The following is a 12,833-nucleotide window of genomic DNA, read 5'->3' on the forward strand; positions in this document are numbered from 1 at the left end:
GAAAGCAGCTATTGCTCTTGACAAAATAATTTTAAATGAATATCAATTTTAATTAAGGGTATTTGTGTTTTGTTCAACTATTCTTTTAATGAATTATATCGTCACGTTTCTGTAATTTTTATGACTTCATCATTTGTATTATGCGTGATTATTTATTTTTAAAAATTACTTTATAAAAGCTGTTTTTAAAAAAAGGTTAAAGGTTTTAAAAAAAAAAATAATATCTCAAATTAGTTGTATATTTGCACGCAATTATAATGTAATTGCACAATGACTTCACATCATAACAAAATAGTAGGAGAAGGATTAACTTACGATGACGTCCTTTTAGTTCCAGCATTTTCAGAAGTACTTCCGCGAGAAGTAAATATTCAAACAAAATTTACTAGAAACATTACCATTAATGTGCCTATTATTTCGGCTGCCATGGATACGGTAACAGAAAGTAAAATGGCTATTGCTATGGCGCAAGAGGGTGGTATTGGGGTTTTGCATAAAAATATGTCTATTGAAGAGCAAGCCTTAAAAGTAAGAAAGGTTAAACGTGCGGAAAGTGGAATGATTATAGACCCTGTGACGTTACCCTTAACGGCGAAAGTTTTAGATGCCAAGCAAAGTATGGCTGAGAATGGTATTGGCGGTATTCCTATTATTGATGGAAACAATATTTTAAAAGGTATTGTTACCAATCGTGACTTGCGTTTTGAACATGATAATGACAGACCTATTATTGAGGTGATGACAAGTGAAAATTTGGTAACCGCATCTGTAGGAACATCATTAAAAGATGCAGAAATTATTTTACAACAACATAAGATTGAAAAATTACTTATTGTTGATGACCACTATAAATTGTCAGGATTAATTACGTTTAGAGACATTACTAAATTAAGCCAAAAGCCAAATGCAAATAAAGATCAATATGGTCGTTTACGTGTTGCAGCGGCTCTTGGTGTTACTGCAGATGCTGTAAAGCGTGCGGAAGCTTTGGTAAATGCTGGTGTGGATGCTGTTGTTATTGATACAGCACACGGTCATACCAAGGGTGTCGTTGATGTTTTGAAAGAAGTAAAATTAAGATTTCCAGAATTAGATGTCATTGTTGGTAATATTGCTACGGGAGCTGCTGCAAAATATCTGGTAGAAGCTGGAGCAGATGCCGTTAAAGTAGGTATAGGTCCAGGCTCAATTTGTACGACGCGTATAATTGCAGGTGTTGGATTTCCACAATTTTCGGCCGTATTGGAAGTTGCTGCAGCCATTAAAGGCTCTGGTGTACCCGTAATTGCAGATGGCGGTATTCGTTATACAGGCGATATTCCTAAAGCGATTGCAGCTGGCGCAGACTGTGTAATGTTAGGTTCTTTATTGGCTGGAACAAAAGAATCGCCAGGCGAGACCATTATTTATGAAGGACGAAAATTTAAGTCGTATCGTGGCATGGGTTCTGTTGAAGCTATGAAACAAGGTAGTAAGGATCGTTATTTTCAAGATGTTGAAGCAGATATTAAGAAATTAGTACCAGAAGGGATTGTGGGTCGAGTACCTTATAAAGGCGATTTAAATGAAAGTATCCATCAGTTTATTGGCGGTATTCGTGCCGGTATGGGCTATTGTGGTGCTAAAGATATTGAGGCTTTAAAGGAAAACGGACAATTTGTAAAAATTACGGCTAGTGGAATTAATGAAAGTCATCCGCACGATGTAACAATTACTAAAGAATCACCTAATTATTCTAGGTAGATTTTTTTTAGTTTGATGTGTTTCTTTTTTATTTGGTGGCTGTATGTCAGGAATTCAATCTCTTGTGAAATTCCTTTATGAATGAGTCACTAAAAGGGATTCTTTTTTTATCGATAGTAATCCGGTTTCGTTCTATATTTTCAATTCTATCTAATGAAACAATATACGAATTATGGATGTGATAGAATTTATTGCAAGGTAATTTATTAAGTAAATCCTAAGAGGTCTCCAATGTCATAATTTTCTCGTTCTGTTTTATAAACGACCTATCTAAGTAAATCTGAGAGCCTTGATAAGTCAGTTGAAGCTTTTTCAGAACTAGTTTTTATAAGGTATCAATATTGTTTAGGGTATTGAATAATACATGTGGATTAAGTTTTGATTTTAAGGTTTTAAACTCACTTAAAAAGATTTTTGTTTTCCAAGTCCTTTTTTACCTGTTCGTTTTTAAACCAATCGATTCCAAATCTATAAGAAGTAGCGAGCCCACCGCAAAATAAGGATCCTAATACACTGCCTGTATAGATGTATACTATATTCATAGTTGTAACACCAAGATCAGAAATGTTTTCTTGTCCCCAATGACCAGGAAACCCCATTCCGTCGGTATAATAAAATATGCCATACCACAATAATAGCTCGCTTGGGATTATGAGAAAAACAACTAAAATAGTGCAGATAGCAAACTTTTTGTATTTTCTTTTCTCAAGATAGTCTGGTACAAGTTCGTAATAAAACACATAAAAGTTTATTAATAAATAGATAGAAAATATTAATGACGTAACAATTAAACTTGGGGTATCTGCAAACTCAATGCTATTATAAACAATTATTAAACCTAAAAAACACACAAAGACCCATACTAGAAAATGAATAAGAAAATGAATAGCTGTTTTGTTCATATGGTTATGCATTATTGATTACACATGAATCAAAAATCCCATTATGTTTTGTCTTTTCCAAAAGTAATCCTTTGAAAAGGTATTTTTATCTATCAATACCTTTTTTTTATCGGTAGGCTCTAAACATCTTAAGTACAATGTTTTGATATGGGTTGTTTTAATAATCTATATCTGTAGTCAAACAAAGTGAGTTAATTTATCTTTTGGGGTTAAATTGCAATGACATTTATGAAATATACACTTGTCCTCTATGAGGTTTTAGTGCATCTCGTATCGGTTTCATCGAAGCTTCATCAATTACTAAAAACGCAATTGTATGTAATGGGTTTAAATCTTCGATACCGGTAATAGTTATATCTAATTTTTCTAATACAATATATTGTTTTAAATGAAGCTCATGATGCTCTGCAATTCTGTGAGCATCAGGTCCATGGAAATCCCAGATAAGTTTTAATTTTCGCATGAATTATTGTCTTTTTACATTATTAAAATAAAGATACTAAAGTAATCTTTTAACCGTTTGTTAAAGCAACTTGTAATATAGGTTTATATTGCTATTTTTGTAGATAAAGTTTAAATATTATTTTAAATGAAGTTAAGATTTTTCCCAATTGTTTTATTGAGCTTGTGCTCGTTATACATAAAAGCACAAAACTCAGAAAAAGAAGTGCTTTTTGTTATTGATAATGAACCAGTTTACGCATCAGAATTCATAAGAGTTTATAACAAGAATTTAGATTTGGTACAAGACGAATCTCAAAAAAATGTCGATGAGTACTTTAAATTGTTTACTAATTATAAATTAAAGTTAAAGGAAGCAAAAGCCCAAGAACTGGATAAAAAGCCGTCTTATTTAAGAGAATTAGATAGTTATAAAAAACAACTGGCTAAAAATTTTATGACAGATTCTAAGGTGACAGATGCTTTGGTTGAAGAAGCGTATGAGCGGGTTTCAAATGAAGTAAAGGCAAATCATATTTTAGTTAGACTTGATGAAAATGCAAGTCCGCAAGACACTTTAGTCGCTTTCAACAATATTGTAAAGTTACGAGAAAGAGCTATCAGCGAAGGGTTTGAAACTGTTATGAAAGAGGTGCACAATGGGAAAACGCTGTTTGGAGAAGACTTAGGTTATTTTTCTGGGTTTAGAATGGTTTATACTTTTGAAAATGTAGCATTTAACACCAAAGTAGGAGAAGTTTCTCAACCGTTCAGAACACGCTTCGGATATCATATTGTAAAGGTATATGATAGGCGTAAATCTAGAGGAGAGCGAACCGTTGCTCATATTATGGTGAATTCAAAAGAAGGCGATTCGTTATTAGATAAGGCTGAAACAAGGATTAATGATATTTATAAAAAGTTAAATCAGGGCGAAGATTTTGCATCATTAGCCAAACAGTTTTCAGAAGATAAAAGTTCAGCTAATAAAGGGGGTATGTTAACACCATTTTCGGCAGGTCAATTAAGTGCTCAATTATTTGAAGATACAGCGTTTAGTTTGGAGCATATAGGCGATGTTTCAAAACCAATAAAAACACAATATGGCTGGCATATTTTAAAACTTTATGATAAACAGCCTGTAAAACCTTTCATAGATTTAAGACCAGAATTAGAAATGAAAGTGAAGCGTGATGAGCGCTCCCATTTAATTGATGATGCTTTAGTACATAAATTAAAGTTGAAATATATCATAAATACCGATCAGGTGGATTTAAGTTATTTTTCATCCATTTTAAATGATAATTATTTTAAGCGTGCTTGGACCTTGCCAGTCGATTTTAGTGGTGATACACCCTTAATAAAAATAAATAGAAAAGTACTTACATATGAAGATTTTGGAAATTTTCTAATAAAAAGTCAACGAAGTGTTCAGGACAAAGCACCTTTTAAAAACATAGTATCAAATCAATTTGATGCGTTTTTAAGTACTAATTTGATGCAATACCAAGAAGAGCATTTGGAGGAAGAGAATCAGGATTATGCCAATATTGTTCAAGAATACAGGGACGGATTATTGTTATTTGAGTTAATGGAAAATACCATTTGGAATGTTGCAAGAACAGATACATTGGCTGTTAAAGATTTTTATGAAACGCACAAGTCTAATTATATCTGGCCAGATAGAATTGATGCAGTTGTGGCATCGTCTTCCGATTTAAAGGTGTTAAAAAAAGTAACGAAACTGTTAGAAAAGGATACTAACTTAGATGCCATAAAAGCCATGTTTAATAAGAATGATGAAGTTCATGTTATTTTTACAACAGGCCTTATGGATATTGAAAATCAGGCATTACCTAAAAACTTTGTGTTTAAAAAAGGCATTTCTAAAATCTATGAGCATAACGATGGTTTTGTAGTTGTGAAAGTTAAAGGTGTTTACCCATCAAGTCAAAAATCTCTCGACGAAGCAAAGGGAAGCGTCATAGCAGATTATCAAGCTTATAAGGAAGACACCTGGTTGGAAGAATTAAAGGGTAAATATCAAATTCAAATAAACGAAGAGGCTTTAAATCATGTGAAGTCTGTTATAAAAAATCAATAAGTGCAAAATAGAATTTTTATCATTTTTTTAATGTTGTCTGTGACTTCATGTACTTTTTTTTTCAAGGAGGCTGATGATAGACAAATCATTGCAAGAGTCAATGAAAAATATTTATATTATGATGATATTAAAGATTTGGTTTCAGAAGATACTTCAAAAGAAGATAGTACATTATTGGTGCAAAATTTTATAAATCGTTGGGCTACTCAACAACTTTTTTTTGACGGTGCAAAAGTTAATTTAAGTGAATCTCAACAAGATGCTTTTAACAAATTAGTCACACAATATAAAAACGATTTATACACCAAAGCTTATGTTGAGGCTTTAGTAAAAAGAAGTATTGATACTACTATTACCAGTGAAGAGGCTAAAGAATATTATGAAGCAAATAAGGAGGTTTTTAATTTAAACGAAGAGCTTATTCAATTCAGGTATGTTCATATTGATGAAAATATGATCAATTTTAAGGATATTGAAAAGAAATTTAAACGCTTTAATAATGAAGATAAAAAAGAGTTAGATTCTATTTCTATTCAGTTTAAATCGTATTCATTAAATGATTCTATCTGGATTAAACTAAGTCAGGTAATTAATAAAATACCAATCGTTACTCCTGAAAATAAAAATGAACTGTTAAAAAAATCTAATTTTGTACAACTCAAAGATTCATTAGGAGTATATTTGATGCAGATTAATGATGTTTTGTTACGAAGTGAAACGGCTCCGTTAGAGTATGTAAAACCAACGATTGACCAAATTGTCATTAATAAAAGAAAACTTGAACTTATTAAAGAATTAGAAAAAGATATCACTAAAGATGCCATTAAAAATAAACAATTTGAAATTTACAATTAATTTGAAAACCCAATTAATTTTATTTATATCTTTTATAGCTCTGAGTAGTTTATCAGCTCAAGAAATTATCAAAGACGAGGTTGTAGACAGTATAAAGCCTGTAGAAAATTTAAAACTTATAGAAGATACGGCTAAAGAGACAGACTCTGTAAAAACATATATAGCTAAAAAAGTTGATGGTGTAGCCGCTGTAGTAGGAGATTATATTATACTAGATTCAGATGTAGATAAATCTTATTTGCAATTACAAGCTCAAGGTGTTAAAACCAGTGATATTCCGCGTTGCCAATTATTTGGTAAATTATTAGAAGATAAACTGTATGCGCATCATGCCGTACAAGATAGTTTGCCAGTTTCAGATGCAGAAATACGTCAAAGTATTGATTACCAAATAGAACAATTCTTACAGTCAGCAAATGGATCAATGGATAAGCTTTTAGAAATTTATAACAAAGAGGATGAAGCCAGCTTGAGAGAGGAAATGTTTGAAATTAATAAGAGCAATCAGTTAGCATCAAAAATGCAGGCTAAAATTGTTGAAGAAGTTGAAGTAACTCCAGAAGAGGTTAGAGATTTTTTTAACAAAATTCCAAAAGATGACAGGCCAACTTTTGGAACAGAACTTAAGGTTGCTCAAATAGTTGTAGAACCTAAAATTTCAGAACAGGAAAAACAGAGAGTTGTTGATAGATTGAAACAGTTTAGAGCAGATGTTATGGAAAATGGAGCTAGTTTCCGATCAAAAGTGGTATTATATGGCGAAGATCCTGGTTTAAAACAATCTGGTTATAAATATACATTAAACAGGAAAAGACCAAGAATGGTTAAAGAGTTTAGACAAGCTGCTTTTTCACTTCAAGAGGGAGAAGTCTCTGAGCCTTTCGAAACAGATTTTGGATTTCATATCGTGTATTGCGAAAAAATTAGAGGTCAGGAATATGATGTTAGCCATGTATTATTAATACCAAAAGTTTCTGACGATGCCATTAAGGAAGCAAAGGAGCGAATAGATAAAATAAGACAAACTATAGTTGACGGCGATTTAACTTTTGCTGATGCAGCAAGAGAATCAAGTGATGAAAAGGAAACTAAATTTGATGGGGGTCAACTTATAAATCCTGCAACTCAAGATTATAATTTTGAATTAACGAGAATGGATCCTGAATTGTATTCGCAAATTCAAAATTTAAAAGACAATGAAGTTAGTTTAGTTCAAACAGAGCAAGACAGAACGGGAAAAATTAAATTTAAAATTCTGACTGTTACTGATAGAGTAGATGAGCACGAAGCTAATTATGCACGTGATTATTTAAAGATAAAAGAACAAGCTCTTAATGAAAAGAAAATAAAAGCCATTGAGACGTGGCAAAATGAAAAAATAATGGATACTTATATAAAAATCACAGGTTCTTATAGAAATTGTGATTTTACAAGTAATTGGTTAAAACAGTAAAATATGTCAGACGTAGCTGCCGTAGAACAATTTGTAAAGCAATATAAAGAATTAAAAACTGAAATAGCCAAAGTAATAGTTGGGCAAGATGAGGTTGTAAACCAAATTTTAATAGCTATATTTTCTGGTGGACATGCCCTGTTAATTGGTGTTCCTGGCTTAGCAAAAACTTTAATGGTTAATACTATTGCTCAAGCTTTAGGGTTAGATTTTAAACGCATTCAGTTTACACCAGATTTGATGCCTAGTGATATTTTAGGTAGTGAAATATTAGACGAAAACAGACATTTTCATTTTGTTAAAGGCCCTATTTTTGCAAATATTATTTTAGCTGATGAGATTAATAGAACACCACCAAAAACACAGGCAGCTTTATTAGAGGCTATGCAAGAACGCGCTGTTACTGTTGCAGGACATCATTTTGAATTATCTTTACCTTATTTTGTTTTAGCAACACAAAACCCGATTGAGCAAGAAGGGACATATCCCTTACCTGAAGCGCAGTTAGATAGATTTATGTTTGCTGTAAATTTAGATTACCCTTCCTTTAAAGAAGAAGTTCAAGTAGTTAAAGCGACAACTGCAGATACAAAAGTAAAAGTAAATCCTCTTTTTAAGGCTCAAGAAATTGTAGATATTCAACATCTTATTAGAAGAATTCCGGTTGCCGATAATGTTATTGAATATGCAGTGACTATGGTAGGAAAAACAAGACCAAATAGTGATACTGCAACAGATTTAATTAAAAACTATTTAGATTGGGGTGCAGGCCCAAGAGCATCTCAAAATTTAATTTTAGCAGCTAAAACACATGCAGTAATTCATGGTAAGTTTTCTCCTGATATTGAAGATGTTCAAGCTGTTTCTGGAAGTATTTTGAGGCATAGAATTATTAAAAACTACAAAGCGGAAGCTGAAGGGATAACCGATGATTTTATAATAAAAAGTTTGTTTTAACTGTTTATCATCATAACCATTTCTTTTTATCAATCTATTTTGGATTCACTTTGAAAAACCAAGAATAGATTTAATAGAAAAATTTACAAGTAAGAACATTTCGCAAGAATGCATAATTGGAAATGTCAAATATTTTAGACTTTTTTCCAATTAAAAAGCAATTATATCTTTTAATAATACAACTATAATAAATTAAGATAATTGATGATTGTTATGCAGGGTTTATTTTTAAATCTTTATATTAATTTCGTAATTTGCAATACTTTTATAAACAAAAATTAAAACAAAACACATGGCATTTGACATCGACATGATTAAAGGTGTTTACACCAAAATGGCTGAACGAGTTGATAAGGCTCGAGACGTTGTAGGAAGACCATTAGCGCTTTCAGAAAAAATATTGTACAACCACCTTTGGGATGGAAATCCAACTAAAGCTTTTACTAGAGGTAAAGATTATGTGGATTTTGCACCAGACCGTATTGCTTGTCAGGATGCGACAGCACAAATGGCGTTATTGCAATTTATGCAGGCAGGAAAGTCAAAAGTAGCTGTTCCTACAACCGTGCATTGTGACCACTTAATTCAGGCAAAAGAAGGTGCTGCAGTCGATTTAAAAAATGCAAATAGCGTTAGTAGTGAAGTATTTAATTTCTTAGAGTCGGTTTCAAATAAATATGGTATTGGATTCTGGAAACCAGGCGCCGGTATTATACACCAAGTGGTTCTAGAAAATTACGCATTTCCCGGGGGCATGATGATTGGTACTGATTCTCATACGGTAAATGCAGGAGGATTAGGAATGGTAGCGATTGGTGTAGGTGGAGCAGATGCAGTTGATGTAATGGCCGGTATGGCTTGGGAATTAAAATTCCCAAAATTAATAGGTGTGAAATTAACCGGTAAACTTTCAGGTTGGACAGCACCAAAGGATGTGATTCTAAAAGTAGCCGATATTCTTACTGTAAAAGGAGGTACTGGTGCTATTGTTGAATATTTTGGTGAAGGTGCGACCTCTATGTCATGTACTGGTAAAGGTACTATTTGTAACATGGGTGCCGAAATAGGTGCCACTACGTCAACGTTTGGATATGATGAATCTATGGAGCGTTATTTGCGTTCTACAGATAGAGCAGATGTGGCTGATGCTGCAAATAAGGTTAAAGATTACTTAACAGGTGATCCAGAAGTATATGCGAACCCAGAACAATATTTTGATGAAGTTATAGAAATTAACTTATCAGAGTTAAAGCCATTATTAAATGGACCTTTTACGCCAGATTTATCAACATCAGTAGGTAATGATATGACTGAGAAAGCAAAAGCTAACGATTGGCCAATTATTGTAGAATGGGGATTGATTGGCTCTTGTACAAACTCATCTTACGAAGATTTATCACGGGCGTCATCAATTGCGCAACAAGCATTAGATAAAGGTCTTAAAATGAAAGCAGAATTAGGTATCAACCCTGGTTCTGAGCAAGTAAGATATACGGCAGATCGTGATGGTATTATTCAAATATTTGAGAAATTAGATGCAAAAATATTTACCAATGCATGTGGCCCTTGTATCGGACAATGGGCGCGTTATAGCGATCCTAAAAATGCTCCTAAAAATAGTATTGTACATTCTTTCAACAGAAACTTTGCTAAGCGTGCCGATGGAAACCCAAACACACACGCCTTTGTAGCCTCTCCAGAAATCACGGCGGCTATCGCTATCGCTGGTCGTTTAGATTTTAATCCTATGACTGACACGTTGATTAATGAAGACGGACAAGAAGTTAAGTTTGATGAACCAACAGGATGGGAATTACCACCTAAAGGCTTTGAAGTTAAAGATAATGGGTATTTAGCACCTGAAGCAGACGGAAGTCATGTTCAAGTGAAAGTAGCAGAAGATTCTGAAAGGTTACAATTATTAACGCCATTTGAACCTATTGGTAATGAGATTAAAGGAGCCAAATTGTTAATTAAAGCTTTTGGAAAATGTACTACAGACCATATTTCTATGGCTGGTCCTTGGTTAAGATTCCGTGGACATTTAGACAATATTTCTAACAACTGTTTAATTGGTGCTGTGAATGCATTTGGACAGAAAACAAATTTTGTTAAAAATCAATTAACAGGAGAATTTGGAGGTGTTCCAGATACTGCGAGAGCTTACAAAGCTGCAGGCATTAAAAGTATTGTAGTAGGAGATCATAACTACGGAGAAGGGTCTTCTCGTGAGCATGCTGCTATGGAGCCAAGACATTTAGGTGTTGCGGCTGTGATTGTAAAATCGTTTGCACGTATTCACGAAACAAATCTTAAAAAGCAGGGAATGTTAGGATTAACCTTTGCTAGTGAATCTGATTACGATTTGATTCAGGAAGATGATACATTTAACTTCCTAGATTTAAATGAGTTTGCACCGGATAAGGCATTAACGTTAGAAGCAATTCATGCGGATGGAAGTAAAGATATAATCAAATTAAATCACACGTATAATGATGCGCAAATAGCATGGTATAACGAAGGTTCTGCGTTAAACTTAATTAAAAAGCAAAACGCATCATAAATAGTGATGGTTATACATATTATAAAATCCAGCCTAGGAAGCTGGATTTTTTATTTTATAGCGGCATATAAAATCTTATATAATTGTACTTTTACAAAAACACTTTTATGAATTCTAGAGAAACTCAACTAAAAGCATTTGATAGATTGTTAACTATTATGGACGAATTGCGGGAACAATGCCCATGGGATAAAAAACAAACCATGGAAACCTTACGCCACTTGACTATTGAAGAAACCTACGAACTTGGTGATGCTATATTAGATAATGATTTAGAAGAAGTTAAAAAGGAATTAGGAGATGTTTTACTTCATATTGTATTTTATTCTAAAATAGGTAGTGAAACCAATGATTTTGATATTGCCGATGTTTGTCGTACTATTAGTGATAAGTTAGTAAGCAGGCATCCTCATATCTATGGAGACGTTAAAGTTGGCAATGAAGAAGACGTAAAGCGCAATTGGGAAAACTTAAAACTAAAAGAAGGTAAAAAAAGTGTTTTAGAAGGAGTGCCAAATAGTTTACCAGCATTAGTAAAAGCCAATAGAATTCAGGAGAAAGTTGCTGGAGTTGGTTTTGATTGGGAGCAACCAGAACAAGTTTGGGAAAAAGTTGAAGAAGAACTCAGTGAATTTAAAACGGAGATAGAAAAAGGAGATAAAGAGTCAATGGAAAGTGAATTTGGAGACGTCTTATTTTCAATGGTGAACTATGCAAGATTTTTAAAAATAAACCCAGAAAATGCTTTAGAACGTACCAATAAAAAATTTTCTAAACGATTTCAATATCTTGAAGAAAGAGCGAAAGAAATTAATAAACCATTAAAAGATATGACCTTAGCAGAAATGGATGTGTTTTGGGAAGAAGCTAAAAACTTGTAATTATCACAATTTAGTGGACAAAATATATTCATTACTTAGTAAGTTTTTAAAATAGTTCTTGTAATGTCTTGGCAACCCCATCATTTTTATTAGTTTCTGTGACTCTTTTTGCTATTTTTAAAACGTCTTTATTGGCATTTGCAACAGCTATTCCTAAGCCAACTGATTTTAGCATTTCAATATCATTGTAATTATCTCCAAAAGCTACAACTTCGTTTAAAGATATATTAGGATAGGAGTGATTTATTAATGTTTCAATGGCTGTCTTTTTAGAAATTGAGCGATGAGATATTTCAATATATGTTGATTTAGAACGATACAAAATAATATCATCAAAATGTTCTTTTTCAAGTGTTTTATATAAAAAATCAATCTCTTGTTCATTGCCCATGCACATGATTTTATGCGGTGCTTTGCCTTCTTTTTTCCATGTTTCTAAAACGGCGAGGTTAGATTTTAATTCAGGCTGAACTTTAGTGTGATAAATTTCTCTTTTGGCCCAATAATCTAAAGAAGGAACGTACCATTCGTCAGCATGATATAAACTTAAATGAATGGATGTATTGACACATTTTTCTATAACGGATTCTAATACATTATTATCAATAATAGTGCTATCCACAATAGTATTATTATTTAAAATTAAACCACCATTATATGCAATTATTGGCATATTTGTATTACCTAGAACTTGCTGTAAATGTCTCATAGCTTTTGGCATTCTTGATGAGATAAGAACAAAAGGAATGCGAGAAAGACGTTTGACTTGTTTAATAGTTTCTTCTGATAGTTCTCTGTCTTTATTTAGTAATGTACCGTCTATGTCGCTACAAATTAATTGATAGTTCATTGAATAAGCAAATAGGCCTTTAATTTTGTTTAAAAAAGTAAACTTGCTTGAATTGAATACTAAAAACATGCAAGAATATATGGA

General features: G+C 32.6%; 11 protein-coding genes and 1 pseudogene. 7 read left to right on the forward strand and 5 right to left on the reverse strand.

The window, feature by feature from the left end:
- Window positions 1-270 precede the first annotated feature (270 nt).
- Window positions 271-1,743 carry an IMP dehydrogenase gene (guaB, locus tag AC15TD_RS09280; RefSeq protein WP_484451864.1) on the forward strand — a complete coding sequence of 491 codons (1,473 nt, stop codon included), beginning with the start codon at window positions 271-273 and terminating at the stop codon, window positions 1,741-1,743.
- A gap of 46 nt (window positions 1,744-1,789) precedes the next feature.
- Here the strand turns inward: guaB and AC15TD_RS09285 are convergent.
- From AC15TD_RS09285 to AC15TD_RS09300, 4 genes and pseudogenes are all read right to left on the reverse strand, one after another.
- A pseudogene (locus AC15TD_RS09285) lies at window positions 1,790-1,945 on the reverse strand (LytTR family transcriptional regulator DNA-binding domain-containing protein); the annotation flags it as partial.
- A 123-nt stretch (window positions 1,946-2,068) separates the two neighbouring features.
- Window positions 2,069-2,155: a histidine kinase gene (locus AC15TD_RS09290; protein WP_484451904.1), complete on the reverse strand. Its 87-nt coding sequence runs from the start codon at window positions 2,153-2,155 to the stop codon at window positions 2,069-2,071.
- The gene (locus AC15TD_RS09295; protein ID WP_484451865.1) at window positions 2,142-2,645 is read right to left on the reverse strand and encodes a hypothetical protein; all 504 of its coding nucleotides are present in this window, start codon (window positions 2,643-2,645) and stop codon (window positions 2,142-2,144) included. The genes AC15TD_RS09290 and AC15TD_RS09295 overlap by 14 nt, the downstream gene beginning before the upstream one ends.
- A 226-nt stretch (window positions 2,646-2,871) precedes the next feature.
- Window positions 2,872-3,108 carry a hypothetical protein gene (locus AC15TD_RS09300; RefSeq protein WP_484451866.1) on the reverse strand — a complete coding sequence of 79 codons (237 nt, stop codon included), beginning with the start codon at window positions 3,106-3,108 and terminating at the stop codon, window positions 2,872-2,874.
- 126 nt (window positions 3,109-3,234) lie between these two features.
- Between AC15TD_RS09300 and AC15TD_RS09305 the strand changes: the two genes are divergently transcribed.
- From AC15TD_RS09305 to mazG, 6 genes are all read left to right on the forward strand, one after another.
- The gene (locus AC15TD_RS09305; RefSeq protein ID WP_484451867.1) at window positions 3,235-5,190 is read left to right on the forward strand and encodes a foldase protein PrsA; all 1,956 of its coding nucleotides are present in this window, start codon (window positions 3,235-3,237) and stop codon (window positions 5,188-5,190) included.
- Between the two features lie 30 nt (window positions 5,191-5,220).
- The gene (locus tag AC15TD_RS09310; RefSeq protein ID WP_484451905.1) at window positions 5,221-6,045 is read left to right on the forward strand and encodes a peptidyl-prolyl cis-trans isomerase; all 825 of its coding nucleotides are present in this window, start codon (window positions 5,221-5,223) and stop codon (window positions 6,043-6,045) included.
- Window positions 6,008-7,498 (forward strand): peptidylprolyl isomerase, encoded by a 1,491-nt coding sequence (locus AC15TD_RS09315; RefSeq protein WP_484451868.1) that lies wholly within the window; start codon window positions 6,008-6,010, stop codon window positions 7,496-7,498. The genes AC15TD_RS09310 and AC15TD_RS09315 overlap by 38 nt, the downstream gene beginning before the upstream one ends.
- A 3-nt stretch (window positions 7,499-7,501) precedes the next feature.
- Window positions 7,502-8,455: an AAA family ATPase gene (locus tag AC15TD_RS09320; RefSeq protein WP_484451869.1), complete on the forward strand. Its 954-nt coding sequence runs from the start codon at window positions 7,502-7,504 to the stop codon at window positions 8,453-8,455.
- 292 nt (window positions 8,456-8,747) lie between these two features.
- Window positions 8,748-11,018 carry an aconitate hydratase gene (locus tag AC15TD_RS09325; RefSeq protein WP_484451870.1) on the forward strand — a complete coding sequence of 757 codons (2,271 nt, stop codon included), beginning with the start codon at window positions 8,748-8,750 and terminating at the stop codon, window positions 11,016-11,018.
- Window positions 11,019-11,125: 107 nt separating this feature from the next.
- Window positions 11,126-11,899 carry a nucleoside triphosphate pyrophosphohydrolase gene (gene mazG / locus AC15TD_RS09330; RefSeq protein WP_484451871.1) on the forward strand — a complete coding sequence of 258 codons (774 nt, stop codon included), beginning with the start codon at window positions 11,126-11,128 and terminating at the stop codon, window positions 11,897-11,899.
- A gap of 46 nt (window positions 11,900-11,945) precedes the next feature.
- Here the strand turns inward: mazG and AC15TD_RS09335 are convergent, their stop codons facing one another.
- The gene (locus tag AC15TD_RS09335) at window positions 11,946-12,749 is read right to left on the reverse strand and encodes a Cof-type HAD-IIB family hydrolase (protein WP_484451872.1); all 804 of its coding nucleotides are present in this window, start codon (window positions 12,747-12,749) and stop codon (window positions 11,946-11,948) included.
- Window positions 12,750-12,833 lie beyond the last annotated feature (84 nt).

The organism is Yeosuana sp. (genome assembly GCF_057126245.1).

Coding starts and splice junctions, on each gene's coding strand:
- AC15TD_RS09295 (WP_484451865.1), bottom strand. CDS start 2,645: ATGAACAAAACAGCTATTCATTTTCTTATTCATTTTCTAGTATGGGTC.
- AC15TD_RS09320 (WP_484451869.1), top strand. CDS start 7,502: ATGTCAGACGTAGCTGCCGTAGAACAATTTGTAAAGCAATATAAAGAA.
- AC15TD_RS09335 (WP_484451872.1), bottom strand. CDS start 12,749: ATGAACTATCAATTAATTTGTAGCGACATAGACGGTACATTACTAAAT.
- AC15TD_RS09310 (WP_484451905.1), top strand. CDS start 5,221: ATGTTGTCTGTGACTTCATGTACTTTTTTTTTCAAGGAGGCTGATGAT.
- AC15TD_RS09315 (WP_484451868.1), top strand. CDS start 6,008: ATGCCATTAAAAATAAACAATTTGAAATTTACAATTAATTTGAAAACC.
- AC15TD_RS09325 (WP_484451870.1), top strand. CDS start 8,748: ATGGCATTTGACATCGACATGATTAAAGGTGTTTACACCAAAATGGCT.
- guaB (WP_484451864.1), top strand. CDS start 271: ATGACTTCACATCATAACAAAATAGTAGGAGAAGGATTAACTTACGAT.
- AC15TD_RS09305 (WP_484451867.1), top strand. CDS start 3,235: ATGAAGTTAAGATTTTTCCCAATTGTTTTATTGAGCTTGTGCTCGTTA.
- AC15TD_RS09300 (WP_484451866.1), bottom strand. CDS start 3,108: ATGCGAAAATTAAAACTTATCTGGGATTTCCATGGACCTGATGCTCAC.
- mazG (WP_484451871.1), top strand. CDS start 11,126: ATGAATTCTAGAGAAACTCAACTAAAAGCATTTGATAGATTGTTAACT.